General features: G+C 44.4%; 10 protein-coding genes and 1 pseudogene. 5 read left to right on the forward strand and 6 right to left on the reverse strand.

Translation table 11 applies throughout. The features are described 5' to 3' along the window. Positions 1–245 precede the first annotated feature (245 nt). Positions 246–1,706, forward strand: coding sequence for an Asp-tRNA(Asn)/Glu-tRNA(Gln) amidotransferase subunit GatA (gatA, locus tag QUB24_RS31860; protein WP_333157548.1), 1,461 nt, complete (start codon positions 246–248; stop codon positions 1,704–1,706). 118 nt (positions 1,707–1,824) lie between these two features. Further along, a complete protein-coding gene (locus QUB24_RS31865) occupies positions 1,825–2,892 on the forward strand; it encodes an alpha/beta fold hydrolase (protein WP_333157549.1) in 1,068 nt (355 codons plus the stop codon). A 104-nt stretch (positions 2,893–2,996) separates the two neighbouring features. Here QUB24_RS31865 and QUB24_RS31870 read toward each other — a convergent pair whose 3' ends face one another. After that, complete coding sequence (locus QUB24_RS31870) at positions 2,997–3,740, reverse strand: pentapeptide repeat-containing protein (RefSeq protein WP_333157550.1); 744 nt, start codon at positions 3,738–3,740, stop codon at positions 2,997–2,999. A gap of 204 nt (positions 3,741–3,944) precedes the next feature. Continuing rightward, a complete protein-coding gene (locus tag QUB24_RS31875) occupies positions 3,945–4,154 on the reverse strand; it encodes a hypothetical protein (protein ID WP_333157551.1) in 210 nt (69 codons plus the stop codon). 170 nt (positions 4,155–4,324) lie between these two features. Here QUB24_RS31875 and QUB24_RS31880 point away from each other — a divergent pair, with 170 nt between their 5' ends. The 3 genes from QUB24_RS31880 (at position 4,325) to QUB24_RS31890 (ending at position 8,246) form a co-directional block, all read left to right on the forward strand. Further along, on the forward strand, positions 4,325–4,975 hold the full coding sequence (locus tag QUB24_RS31880; protein WP_333157552.1) for an ATP-binding protein: 651 nt from the start codon (positions 4,325–4,327) through the stop codon (positions 4,973–4,975). A 407-nt stretch (positions 4,976–5,382) separates the two neighbouring features. Continuing rightward, positions 5,383–5,721, forward strand: a complete 339-nt coding sequence (locus tag QUB24_RS31885) for a DUF3593 domain-containing protein (protein WP_333073253.1) — start codon at positions 5,383–5,385, stop codon at positions 5,719–5,721. A gap of 434 nt (positions 5,722–6,155) precedes the next feature. Then, positions 6,156–8,246, forward strand: coding sequence for a protein kinase domain-containing protein (locus QUB24_RS31890; protein ID WP_333157553.1), 2,091 nt, complete (start codon positions 6,156–6,158; stop codon positions 8,244–8,246). Here the strand turns inward: QUB24_RS31890 and QUB24_RS31895 are convergent. The 4 genes and pseudogenes from QUB24_RS31895 to QUB24_RS31910 form a co-directional block, all read right to left on the reverse strand. Then, a complete protein-coding gene (locus QUB24_RS31895; RefSeq protein WP_333157554.1) occupies positions 8,223–9,821 on the reverse strand; it encodes a helix-hairpin-helix domain-containing protein in 1,599 nt (532 codons plus the stop codon). The genes QUB24_RS31890 and QUB24_RS31895 overlap by 24 nt on opposite strands. Next, positions 9,814–10,593, reverse strand: coding sequence for an LAGLIDADG family homing endonuclease (locus QUB24_RS31900; protein WP_333157555.1), 780 nt, complete (start codon positions 10,591–10,593; stop codon positions 9,814–9,816). The genes QUB24_RS31895 and QUB24_RS31900 overlap by 8 nt, the downstream gene beginning before the upstream one ends. Position 10,594: 1 nt before the next feature. Next, positions 10,595–13,255: a DNA polymerase III subunit alpha gene (locus QUB24_RS31905; RefSeq protein ID WP_333157556.1), complete on the reverse strand. Its 2,661-nt coding sequence runs from the start codon at positions 13,253–13,255 to the stop codon at positions 10,595–10,597. 235 nt (positions 13,256–13,490) lie between these two features. After that, a pseudogene (locus QUB24_RS31910) lies at positions 13,491–13,964 on the reverse strand (IS701 family transposase); the annotation flags it as partial.

Consider the following 13,964-nt stretch of genomic DNA (forward strand, 5'->3'; position numbering starts at 1 on the left):
TTCGGTGCACAGATATAGATCCTATTGGCGGCTTTTTGTCAAGTACAATTTATACCAAATTAGATGAGCTTACCCTGGTTTTTAATGTCTGATTTTAGCATTTAATACGTTCGATCGAAAAAGCCGATCGCTCGATCGAACTTTCGCCACAAAAATAGCCGACTTTGCCTTCGGGCTGTAAGCAGGTACAATTGCCAGTTATATTAACTGTATTGTCTCAAAGTAGAAATAATAAAGGTACGAGCATGGCATCCATCCGCGAGTTGCACCGACAACTGGTCAATAAAGAACGCTCTGCTGTGGAAATTACTCAAGAAGCATTAGACCGAATTACCCAGCTAGAGCCGAAGTTGAAAAGCTTTCTGTGCGTGACAGCAGACAGCGCATTGGCGCAGGCCCATAAAGTGGATGCCCAAATCGCAGCCGGAGAGCAAATTGGCCTGTTGGCCGGCATCCCGATCGCCGTTAAAGATAATATGTGTACCGAGGGCGTTCCCACAACCTGCGCCTCTCGAATTTTGGAGAATTTTGTTCCTCCCTACGATGCCACCGTCGTCTCGAAACTCCAAGCAGCCGGTGCGGTGATTGTGGGTAAGGCGAATATGGACGAGTTTGCAATGGGGAGCTCGACAGAAACTTCTGCTTATCAAGTTACCGCGAATCCTTGGGACTTGGAGCGCGTGCCCGGAGGGTCTTCTGGCGGTTCTGCCGCAGCGGTAGCCGCTGGAGAATGCGTCGTGAGTTTGGGTTCGGATACTGGGGGCTCAATCCGCCAACCTGCTGCTTTTTGCGGGTTGGTGGGGCTGAAACCGACTTATGGGTTGGTTTCTCGCTACGGTTTGGTGGCCTATGCTTCTTCTCTCGATCAAATCGGGCCCTTTGGCCGGACTGTTGAGGATTCGGCGATTTTGTTGGGGGCGATCGCCGGTTACGATCCGAGAGATTCCACGAGTCTTAATGTCCCAATTCCTGACTACGCTCAAGCTTTAAGACCCAGTTTGCGACCGAAGGGTCAGATTAGAATTGGTGTAATTAAAGAAACTTTTGGTGTAGGGCTGGACTCCGGGGTTAAAGACGCTGTTACTAAGGCGATCGAGCAATTTCAACAATTGGGCGCAGAAATTCAAGTCATTTCTTGTCCCCGGTTCCGCTACGGTTTGCCCACTTACTACATTATTGCTCCCTCCGAAGCTTCGGCAAATTTGGCGCGATATGATGGAGTCAAATACGGTTTCCGCTCTCCAGACCCCGATAATCTTTTGGATATGTATGCCAAAACCCGCTCTCAAGGGTTCGGTGCGGAAGTTAAACGCCGGATTGCGATCGGCACTTACGTATTGTCGGCTGGATATTACGATGCCTATTATCTAAAAGCTCAAAAAGTTCGGACTTTGATTAAAGAAGACTTTGAAAAAGCTTTTTCTCAAGTTGATGTTTTAGTCTGTCCCACAGCTCCTACTACCGCATTTAAGGCAGGCGAAAAATTCAATGACCCCCTGAGTATGTATTTGTCAGATTTGATGACTATTCCCGTGAATCTTGCTGGTTTGCCAGCTTTGAGTTTGCCCTGCGGATTTGACGATAAAGGACTGCCCGTGGGTATACAACTGATTGGTAATGTTTTGCAAGAATCTCGGTTGTTTCAGGTGGCTCACGCTTACGAACAGTCTACGAATTGGCACTTGCACCACCCGGAATTGCATTAATTTTTGAAAATCGGCGGAATGCTGCGGCGGAAGTTAGTAATCGATCTTGGCTAATTGTCTGAATTAATCATTTGCCATTAGCTTTTGAGCGATCTCTAATTTCCCGCGTGCTCTATCTATGAACAAGTTGCTAGTATTCCTTTTGTCTAAATCGCTAATAGCTTTTGGGATAGTTTTGGCCGTTGCTTATTCTGCTGCTTGTGTATTCCTATTTGTAGCGCAAGGTAAGTTTATCTTTTTTCCTGCGCGGGCGATCGAAACTACGCCAGATGCTTTTCAGTTGAACTATCAAGATGTTTGGTTGCCAATTTCAACTAAAACAGGCGCGGTGGACAGCGTGCACGGGTGGTGGATTCCTGCCTCGGAAAATCCCCCCAGCCCCCCCTTGCTAAGGGGGGGAGCAAGAAAGGGGGAGGCTGTTCCCTCTGTTAACACTGTTAACACCGGAGACTCGGATACCCCCCCCAGCCCCCCCTTGCCAAGGGGGGGAGCTAGAGGAGTCGGAACGTCCCCGCAAAGTGAGAGACCGGCAGTCGCTCCGGTTCCCCCCCTTAACAAGGGGGGGTTAGGGGGGGTAGTTTTGTACCTGCACGGCAATGCTTCAAATGTGGGATCAAATGTCGAACACGCTTATCGATTTCATGGGTTAGGTTTGTCGGTATTTGTGATGGATTATCGTGGTTATGGAAAAAGCCAGGGCGATTTTCCGAGTGAATCTCAGGTTTATGAGGATGCTCAACTTGCTTGGGATTATTTGGTGAAACAGCGGGGGATTAACCCGAATCAAATTTATATCTACGGTCATTCTTTGGGAGGGGCGATCGCGATCGATCTAGCCGTGCGTCACCCGGAGGCAGCAGGGGTAATCGTAGAAGGCTCTTTTACTTCCACGCGGGCGATGGTGAATTTCCAAAAAGGGCTGTTTTGGATGTTTCCGATCGATGTTTTGCTGACACAGCGGTTTGATTCTCTTTCAAAAGTCGATCGCCTGCAAATGCCTGTGCTGTTTATTCACGGGGCTGCTGACAATGTAGTTCCAGTGGAAATGACCAAAAAACTGTTTGATGCAGCACCTGAACCCAAACAGTTGTACATAGTTCCTGACGGAGGTCACACTAATGTGGCACATATCGGGGGCGCAGAATATCTGCAAATACTGAGCCAATTTTTAGGTTCTTCACAGTAGATAAAAGCTATTGGCGGTAACAGGTTAAGTTTGATATCTGTACCGCCTGCTCGCCCTTCTAACAGTAGATATCTAAAGCGGAGCAGTTATCCCGATGATACCGCTTAGTATAACCTTAATACATTCAGCCACCAGTCATTTAAGGCATAGCAGTAATTACAGTAATTGTTCGCGCTTATAGCTTGTTCTTTCTTAACTTCGCAGCCTCGCCGAGATGTTTTTCGATCCGGCATCCTGGCGCCGCAGAGATTGGCATCTGTAAGATTAGTTTTGTTCAATCTCGCATCCCTCAAGTCGGCAGATCGTAGGTCGGCACCGCTAAGATTTGCACCGCTTAAATCGGCTTCTTGGAGGTCGGCACCCCTGAGATTTGCACCGCTTAAATCGGCATTTCTCAGGTCGGTTCTACTTAGTTTAGCGGCGCTCAAATTACTGCATTTTAAATTAGCCAACTGGAGCGATGCGTCTCGCAGAAAACTCTCGCTGAGGTTGGCATTTTCTAAGTTGGCTCCCCTGATGTCTGCCCTGCTCATGTCAGCTTTGCTGAGGTCGGCGTCAGCCAAAAAGGCGTTTCTCATGTTGGCGTTGTTTAAATTAGCTTCCATTAAGTCAGCCGCAGTCAAGTCGGCATCAACTAAGTCGGCCCTGTTGAGAGTGGCGCGGCTCAAGGAAGCGCCAAACAAATCTGCACGGCTCAAGGAAGCGCCAAATAAGTCGCATCCGGGACATCCTCTGGTTTCTAGCAGCCGCTTGACTAGAGACAGATTTTGAGCTTGTAAGGGAAGTGCGGCGCAAAATGGGAGTAGCATTATCGCTGCAGTCAGAATTTTCAGTTGGATTTTGGTCATAGTATGGGTAAGTTCTGTAACTGCCTTGCATCACCGATTTGTCTGGTGGACTTACGTGGGGGGGGCCAAAAACCCGGTTTCCTTGTTAATTCTTCGCTGCCCAACCCAATATTCTGAGCGAAACGGGGTTGTTTGCGTAAGTCCTAGTCTAGTGGATGGACGCGACTCGACGGTGTAAGGTTCGATCGCCCTCACGGATATTACTTAGGCGTTGGGGATGAAAGCCCGCACATCAAGGCTCCCCTGCAGCGAACGGCGAACGCCCGGAGGCGCTAAATACCAGGGATTCTGAAGCTGGCGACGGCTGCGGCAAGTGGCCGACTCCGACAACGGATAAGTATTTGTAATCGATGCAGTTGGATTTTGCGGCCGAGGGCGATCGTTCTCCGTACAGGCGATCGGTAAATAAGCCAATTGGCTTAGACTCTTAAGACATATTGCTGATGCGCTGCCTTCTCTAAAAAAGATAGCATTTTTGTGTGATCCCCGAAATAATACCGAGCAAGCAAGTATCAAAAAAATACCAAATGTCTCGGCGGGTGGGAAAATAGGGTACAGCTAATACTTTCAGACGAGGAAAATAGATGTCGAACAGCATAGATCAACTTGCAGAAGGTGGCAGGGGGATCAAACTCATGTGGCAGATTGCAGACGAGATCAGTTACACCCGGACTCTCGACAATCGAAATTGTTTGTGGCTGAGTAAAAGTTACGAAGTAGAAGGTCGCACTCGATCGCAAAATATAAAAAAAGCTAACGTTTTAGATGGGTTAATGAATTTATTAAACACCTGGGATTGGCAGACTGAAACAGAGCAGGAAGAAGAGCTGCATGAAACTTGCATTCAACATATTAGCCTGCAAGTCAACACAGATGTCAATGCTTTAACTCAAGTTTTGTTGTGGTTTGAACAGTTGAAAGATTTATCGCTCCCCACTGAGGTTTGGTGTAAGTTTCAGTTGGCGTTGGCTGAAGGTTTCAGTAATGCAGTTCGCCACGCTCACAAAAATTTGCCAGTAGAAACTCCTGTTCAACTGGAAATTAGGGTGTTTAACGGACGGTTGGAACTCAAAGTTTGGGATTGCGGGCTGTGTTTTGATTTTGATGCTAAGCTAAAGGAAATTATGGCAGCCGATAGAAATAACGGCTTGGATTTAGAGGTTTTGAACGATGCTTGCTTGATGCCTAGCAGACAGAAAACTTTGGAACCGTCTCTCTTTCTAATTGCTGGGTAAGCTGTTGTGCATTTAAATTGAATGTCAAAAAATAATCTAAGCTTTGTGGGGAGTAGGGTTTGGCCTAAGATCCCGCCCTCAATATGCAATTTAAATGCGTGACAGCTTAGCTTTGGGGTGATGGACAATTAACACACTGGCACGGGGAAAAATGTGTTATTCTAAAAACGGTGTTAGGGGAAAAGTTACGGGTTTTGTCTCCGCGTGGGTGAGGGGTTTGGAATACTGCCGACCTGCTGCGGCTTGGGTTAAGAGCTATGGTCTTGGGCGACTCTATAGCGGTTCGAGAGAAACGGGTGCATCTGTCTAATTAAATATTAAAAACTAAACATTAAAAGTTAAAAATTATTCACACTAATTTTTGAGGTTTTAATTTATCATAGTATCTGGTCGCTCACCAATTACTAATGATTTCCAAAGAAACTTTATTTGTTCTGTCTCTATTTCCATACTTGGGATTTCTCTGGTTTTTGACTAGATCGGGAAAAACACCCCGTTTAGCTCTGATGGGATTTTACGGCACTCTCGTTTTTGTAGCGGTGACGATTCCCGCCGCAATTTACGCAAAAGTTGCCTACAATGAGTCACTAGCAAATGTCGATTGGCTGCACGGTTCTGCGGAACTATTCTTAACACTTGCCAATATTTTATTAGTTTTAGGCTTTAGAGAAGCGGTGATTAAAGCCAAAGCATCGTCACAGAAGGGCGGCGAGGAGCAAGAGTGTCTTTTAGATGGGGGAGAATAGCCGGGCTCATCTCAGTTTGGTATTTACTCTCTGCAGAAATGCTCCAGAATAGCTGCAATTACCAGTTAACTGTTGACATAAGCTGTTGTGCATTTAAATTGTATATTTCGAGTCCCGATCAACAATCGTCAAATCCTCTCCCCCTCTCCCTCTCTAATACCATAGGCAATCTAGATGCAACACAGCTTAGCAGTTTGTGAGCCGCCAACCTGCAAAATTTTAGGAAAGCACTACAATATATGGAAACTCACATCAAGCACTTTTAGTGTCCTCACCTTGGTTTCTTGCCACCGGCTCAACCTGAGAGCCGAGATTTTGGGTTAAGAAACCCGGTTTCTCAGGTATTATCGAGAATGGTGCTCTGGGCGTGAGTGGAAACAGACTACCATGTTGCTAAGTTTAGCTGTGGTGGGAATCTCCAGGCCGGAAAAAAGATGAGCTATTGCCTCAATCCCCATTGCCAAAAGCCGCAGAATGCGGACTCAACCAATTTTTGTCTGGCGTGCGGCTCTAAATTGCTACTGAAAGAGCGTTACCGCGCCATTCAACCTATCGGTGAAGGAACATTTGGCAGAACTTTTTTAGCTGTCGATGAAGATAGGTTGAAAACTCCCTGCGCCATCAAACAATTTTTCCCCCAAGTACAAGAAAAAGCTGAATTAGAAAAGGCAACTGCACTGTTCAAACAAGAAGCTCACCGACTGCACGAACTTGGAGAGCACCCGCAGATTCCAAGTTTGCTGGCTTCTTTTGAACAAGCCAAACGTCTGTATCTTGTGGAAGAGTTAATCGATGGAAATAATTTGTTTCAGGAGTTGCAGCAGCGGGGAGCTTTTAGCGAGGAACAGATTTGGGAATTGTTGATCAATTTGTTGCCTGTTTTGCAATTTGTTCACGAGCAGCAGGTGATTCATCGGGATATTAAGCCGGAAAATATTCTGCGAAGAACTCCTCAAACCTTGTGGGCTGCGGCGGGATATGGCACCTCAACTCCTGGTAAAGGAAAAGGAGGGGCAAATATACCTCACTCTTCTGGTGGTATGAAAGGGATAATTGTCGCTGAATCTCCTGCTGTAGAGGGCAAGGCCAGGGGGGGTCAGTTTGTGCTAGTAGATTTTGGAGTTGCTAAGCACATTACCGGCCTTTCTGAGGCGCAAACTGGAACGATAACTGGAACTGCTGGCTATGCGCCCATCGAACAAATTCGCAGCGGCAAGGCGTATCCGGCGAGCGACCTTTACAGTTTGGGCGTTACCTGCATTCACCTGCTAACTGGGGCGGTATTGAAGGATTTGTTCGATGCTTTGGAATGCAAATGGATTTGGCGATCGCACTTGGCGCAAAAAGGCATAAAAGTCAGCCAAAAATTAGCCACTATTTTGAACAAATTGCTCAAAGATTCGGTAAGAGAGCGATATCAATCCGCTGCTGAAGTGTTGCAAGACTTGGTAAATGTTGGGCAATATCCCCGCTCTCAAATTAGTTATAATTCGCCTAGCAAAATCGCTATAAATTCGCCAGTAACTAACTCGCATCCCGCTACAGCAACCGCCGTCTCAGCCGCGCCTCCCCCCAAGATTCATGTTGCGCCATCCGCTGGCACTCCGACATTATTGTCGTCTAATAACTGGCGGCGCGATCGCATTCTCCACGGTCATTCAGCCCCGGTTAATGCTGTGGTTATTAATCCTCAAGGCAATATTCTCGCTAGCGCCAGCGATGATAAAACAATTAAGCTGTGGGACCTGGAAACAGGTGAATTCATCCATACTTTTTTCGGCCATTCCGCAACGGTTGATGCTGTGGCAATCAGCCCTGACGGGAGAATGCTGGCTAGCGGCAGTTTTGACAGAAAAGTCATTGAGTGGAAGCTGGATAAAAAGGCGATGATTCGCGAATTTTACAGCGATTTTGGTTCGCCGTACAGTCACCGGTACGGCCCCGTGTACTCGGTGGCTTTTAGTTGCGACTCTGGAGCGATCGCGAGTGCTAGCGGCGACAAGAGTATTAAATTGTGGAACCAGCGCAACGGAGAATTGGTTCAAAAGCTTTCGGGACATTCTGACAAGGTTTTATCTGTTAGTTTTCGCCCTCAAAGTATGATGCTTGCCAGCGGCAGTGCTGACACAACTATCAAGATGTGGCTTGTAGGTATTGGGGAGAGTGTACGGACTTTTGTCGGTCATTCTGATTGGGTTTATGCGATCGCATTTAGTCAAGACGGCAAGATGATTGTCAGTGGAAGTGCCGACGCTACTGTTAAATTGTGGAATGCCGATACAGGGGAATTGATTAATACTTTGAGAGGGCATTCTGATGCGGTGATTTCGGTGGCGATTAGTCCCGATCGCGAAACTATGGCTAGCGGCAGTCGAGATGGTACGGTTAAACTCTGGAACCTGGAAACAGGAGAATGTTTGTGCTCTCTTGCTGGGTGCAATCCGGTGGCTTTTAGTCCTGACGGTCAAACTTTAGTCACCGGTGGGGATGGCGGCGAAGTGTTAGTTTGGCGGGCGTCTGTTTAGTTGGGCGAGATAAGTGACATACTTGTGAAGGCGATCGGTGTCAGTGTCAAGTAAACGACTGGCCCAAGAATGTACATTAAGTTGCGATCGCATTTCTCGAAACACCGCAGCATCTGGGCGATTGTTGAGAGGAAAAACCCAAGCATCAAATCCAGCCGACTTGAGACGGCTAACAGTTCCCTCGCCATCTTGCACCCACAATTGAGGGTTAAGGCGAAGCGGCTGACAGGAATATTCACCGACAACCATTCCCCCCACAGAAACGCTAGCACCTTCTCCACGATTGGAAAGTTCTTGCAAAATAGCTTTGAGGGAATTGAGTTTTTTCCCGTCTTGTACTTGTTGCGGTGTCAGCTTGACAATCACCATTTCTAAAACTTCCACAGGTTTTGTCGATCGTACAACGTTGACTGGTTCCGTCGGCAAAGAGTTATTTATTTCCGGTTGGGCCCTCTCGATTTCCTCTTCAACCTGCACTGTTTCAACGGGCTTTGCAGTGTCTACAATTATCTGAATTTCCTCGCCATCCTTCTCAATTTTTCCACTAATCAGTAAGATCGCATTCTCTACAATGTAAGGTTTCACTTGTTCGTAAGCCTTGGGGAACACCACAGCTTTTATTTGAGCTGTCAAATCTTCTAATTGCAAAATTGCCATCGCATCGCCTTTTTTTGTCACTACCATTTTGATAGCGCTGATCATGACAATAACTGATACTTTCCCCTTTTTATCTGCTAACTGTTCGAGAGTCACAACATCGGGGTCTTCGTTTACTTGCATGAGAAACTTTAGGGGATGTTCTGACACATAAAAGCCAAGCAGTTCTTTTTCTAAACGCAATTTCTCCTGTTTTTCATAATCTTTTATTAATTTAGATTTAGGCGCAGACTCATAGGTATTGACTGACTTGCCAAAGCTATTCCCACCTAACAAGTCAAAAAGATTACCTTGGCCGCTTTCTCGGTCTCTTTTGCGCTCTTGCGCCCATTTCATCACCCCTTCGAGGTCCTGTACTAATTGCTTGCGGTTGTGTTCAATTTTATCAAAAGCACCGCATTGAATTAAAGCTTCTAAAGCGCGGCGGTTGACAGAATGGAGATTTACGCGATCGCACAAATCAGCCAACGATTTAAACTTACCCCCTTCTTGCCGCGCAGCCAAAATATTTTCAATTGCCGCTTCTCCCACATTTTTAACAGCAGAAATTCCAAACAAAATTTTATCTTTTGCAGAGCCAGTCATCTGTTTTGGCAGCGGTGTAAAAGTAAGTTCCGAGCTATTAACATCGGGCGGATCAACCTCAATACCCAGCTTGAGACAATTGGCAATATATTTCTGTACTTTATCCTGATCGCCCCTGTTAGCAGTCAGCAGTGCAGCCATGTATTCTAGAGGATAATTCGCCTTTAAATAGGCAGTTTGATACGTGATATACGCATAGGCCATTGAATGGGATTTATTAAAACAGTTAGATGCCACCAAACTATTTTCTAGGATAAAGTTATGTTCTCGCTCAACGCCTATGTCATAGACTTCTTGAGTTCCTAGTGATTTTCGACTAATAATTTTAACCATGTTTGTAACTCCTGAGAATAGCCTCTATTTTAGTTTTCTTTCGTTGCAATCCCAAGGGGGGATATTGATACACAAAATCATAGAATGCTTGTATATTTTTTCGACTAAAGATTCTCCAATAATAAACTTTTTTTAATTGATGCTCTTGTACAGAACCCATCCCTAGGTGCATTGCTAGTTCGCGGGCAAATTCAAAGGAACCAACAATGCAGACTAAACCGCCACTTCTACCTTTGTTTGCATAAGCACAACCGTCACCGTCAAAATAGCCTAACACATAAGACCCTAAATATTTTAAGTTAGGGAAATAGGTAACTTCCGAAAAAGTTCTTCCTGTTATGATGCCGTAGCCCTGTAAAGAGCTTGCCAGCTTTTCAGAAGAAAAATTTATTCGGTAGTGAGGAGCATAATTTTGAGGCTGAATAACTCTAATTTCACCAGAGTATTGTAGCTCTATGCTGAGCATTTCTGTAAGTTCTTTGTCAATAGATTCAAAAGCTACATAATTAGTTTGAGTAACGCAGCCATCAGCAGCTATCAATCCTAATAAATAAGCTTTAGCTTGAGAGTCAATTACATCAAAATAGCTCTCATTTAAAGTATAGCGGTTTCGCCGCTTAGTATTAATGTCCGCTTCTTTTAAAACCCTTGAAACTGCTCTTTCGCTCACACCAAGGTAGTTAGGAATGTCTCGACACTCCATGCCCTGATTAAAAGCAGAAATGATTTGTTCCTTGTGTTCCGATTTTAGCTGCCTATAGTCGAGATACATTTTATATATCTGAGCTAGAGTTGATTTGTTTTAAGTCTAATCCTTGTTCAAAGATTTCGTCAATGGGCAGCATTTGACCGCCAACAGTCATAAACTTGTGATCTTTTGTGGCGCGAATTATCGAGCCATCTTCCAGACAATACTCAAAGACCTCCTGCTGCCCCCGGCGATGCCACTGTGCAATTGACTGTGTATAAATATAACCGTTGCTATCAACACTATAAACAGTACATTCAATTTTTTCCTCAACAATTTTGCCAATAGCCATCGGCCCATATTCCACTGTCAATATCTTCGTGTCATAGCTCAAGCAATATTCCGCGAATTGTAGCATCTGCGCGAACAACTTTTCAGCAATTTTTTGACTGACTCCATTCTTAGTTGCCCCATCGATAAACGTTTCCTTTTGCTTCTGCATTTCATCAGCTTTCTTCTTGCCCATTGCGCGCCGCAGCAAGTCCGCTTGACCCAAAGAATAGCCCGCCAAATCTTGAGCCATCCGCATAATTTGCTCTTGAAAACAAAGCGTTCCGTAAGTCTCTTTTAAAATCGGTTCCAATAGCGGATGATCGTACTCAACAGCTTTACCGTGCTTGCAGTCAATAAACTGAGGAATCAACCCTGCATCCAGCGGCCCGGGTCGGTAAAGTGCCAAAATAGAAGAAATATCATCCAGACAAGAAGGTTTAAGTTTTTTCACGACATCCAGCATTCCAGATGATTCTAACTGAAAAATACCTTCTAAATCTCCTCTTTCTAAAAGTCTATAAGTTTTATCTACATCATCAGGTAACTTTTTGATTCTGCCAAAAGTCTCTTGAGCTCTGCGCTCAATATCAGAAGGTAGCATTTCTGGATCGACACTTAGATTTTGGGTTTGCTTAATATAATCAACAGTTTTCTGGAGGGTTGTTAAATTTTTCAATCCCAAAAAGTCCATTTTTAGCAGCCCCAAAAATTCCAAATCTTCCATGAAATATTGGGTAATCACAGCCCCCTCATTATTCTTTTGCAGCGGTACAAGTTCATCCAACGGCTCTGAAGAAATTACCACACCGGCCGCGTGAACCCCATAGGTTTTGTTAGTTCCTTCAATGCGAATTGCCATGTCAATCCACTGACGAACTGGGACTTCTGTACCAGTTTCGGCATTTATGCAAATTGTATTTTCATAGTTGTCTTTAAATTCCTGTGCAGGTGTTTCATTGGAAATCATCACTTTAAGTTTTTCCGGTTTTCCCCTGGACACGGGAATTAATTTTGCCATTTCGTCTGCTTTTTTGTAGGGAATACCTAACACCCTAGCAACATCTTTCAAGACAGCTTTTGATGTCATTCTGTTGAAAGTAATAATTTGCGCTACGCGCTCGCTACCATATTTTTCCGTAACGTATTTAATCATGTCGTCCCGCCTTTCTATGCAGAAATCGCTATCAATATCTGGCATAGATTTCCGTTCCGGATTGAGAAATCGCTCGAATAGTAATCCGTGGTGTACGGGGTCTATATTGGTGATTTTGAGGACGTAGGCAACTAGAGAACCTGCGGCAGAACCGCGTCCTGGCCCTACTGGTATCTCGTTGTCTCTAGCATATTTTATGTAGTCCCAAACTACTAAAAAGTATTCCGAAAATCCCATCTGCTGAAGCATTTTCAGTTCGTATTCTAGTCTTTGTTTGTAGACTGGGGGGATTTCATTTCTGGTTCTGGCTTTGAGCCGTTCTAACAGTCCCAGCCAGGATATTTCTTCTACATAAGTATCGGCTGTATGTTCAGGAGGAATTGGAATTGTGGGAATCCGAGCTTCTCCTGTGAGCTCGTATCTCGATACTTTATTTGCGACCTCTAGGGTATTTTCGATCGCCTCTTTGATTGTTTCATCATCCAAATGGTCTCGAAACAGTTGCGCCATCTCCTCTGCGGACTTAAGGTATTCAGTACCGCTGTAGCGCATCCGCTTGTCTTCTTCAATCAGTTTGTTGGTGTTAATGCACAGCAAAGCATCGTGTGCTTCTACGTCGTTGCAGGAAATATAGTGAGAATCATTGGTGGCAATTATTTTAATGTTGAGTTCGCGGGCAATTTTGACGATTTCAACATTAACAATCCGGTCTTCCGGGGAACCGTGGTCTTGAATTTCTATATAGTAATCTTCCCCAAATACTTCTTTATACCATTTGGCTACTTCACGGGCTGCATCTAGCTTGTTTTGCAGAATCATTTGGGGAACTTCCCCGCCCAAACAAGCACTGGTAACAATTAAACCTTCGGAGTATTGTTTGAGCAGTTCCTTGTTGATGCAAGGTCTGGCAAAAATACCTCTTTCTGGCATTCCCTTTAAATGGGAAATTGTGGTGAGTTTGACGAGGTTTTTATAACCTTGGGTATTTTTAGCTAAAACAACTTGATGGTATTTTCTTCTACCTCGAACTTTTACTTCAATGTCGCCGTTGACTACATACATTTCATTGCCAATAATCGGCTTAATATTTTTATTTCGGCAAACTTTGATGAGTTCGATCGCCCCGTACATCACCCCGTGGTCTGTAAGGGCGATCGCGGGCATCCCCAATTCCACCGCCCGTTCTGCGAGCTGTTGTAGCTGAGAAGCCCCATCTAGTAAGCTATAATCGCTATGAATGTGCAAACCAACGAAGGACATAGGGATTTTAGATTTTAGATTTTAGATTTTAGATTCTACACTATCCGCGTGGCAAAGTGTAAAATAAAAAAACAAACTTTTATGTTACTTTTGAGATAATTTTGCTAGGGGATACGAGGCCGCAGCGCATCAGTTCGCCTCCGCCGCATTTGTTAACAATTATCAATTGTTGAGTTACAAGTTCAAACTTATACGTTAAAATCTTGATTGCTATAGTTAACCCTTTTTTCTCACTCTACACATAGGAAAAGTGAAAATAAGGGATATTGAGGTTTTGAAAAATTGAAGGACTTAAATTATTGACAAACATTTGAAGTTTAAAAAAGCCCTCGGATAACTTAGGAACAGTAAAAACTTATAGCCAAGGTTTAATAAAGTTAAATATTACTAATCGTTGAAGTATTAAACGGAGGTTGTTAAGAATATTCTGACACCCCTTTCCTTTATCCCACCCAGGATGGGATGAAAAATTAGATTCAGATTGTGGTGGTAATTTTAGCAGTTGTTCTGAGTGGAGACTAACCATCAAATAAGCGCTTAAAAAAAATCCACCATCTTTCTATTTGTGGATAATTAGTTAAGCGAAAATCTGCCCATCCTAATTCGTTTTTACTTTGCTTCAAACCATATTATACCCAAGTTCTTAAACCATAAAAATTACCTACTTCTCTGGGTGTAATGTTGGGAAATTTACTCATTACATACCAAG

This window comes from Microcoleus sp. B9-D4 (genome assembly GCF_036705105.1).
Taxonomy (GTDB): domain Bacteria; phylum Cyanobacteriota; class Cyanobacteriia; order Cyanobacteriales; family Microcoleaceae; genus Microcoleus.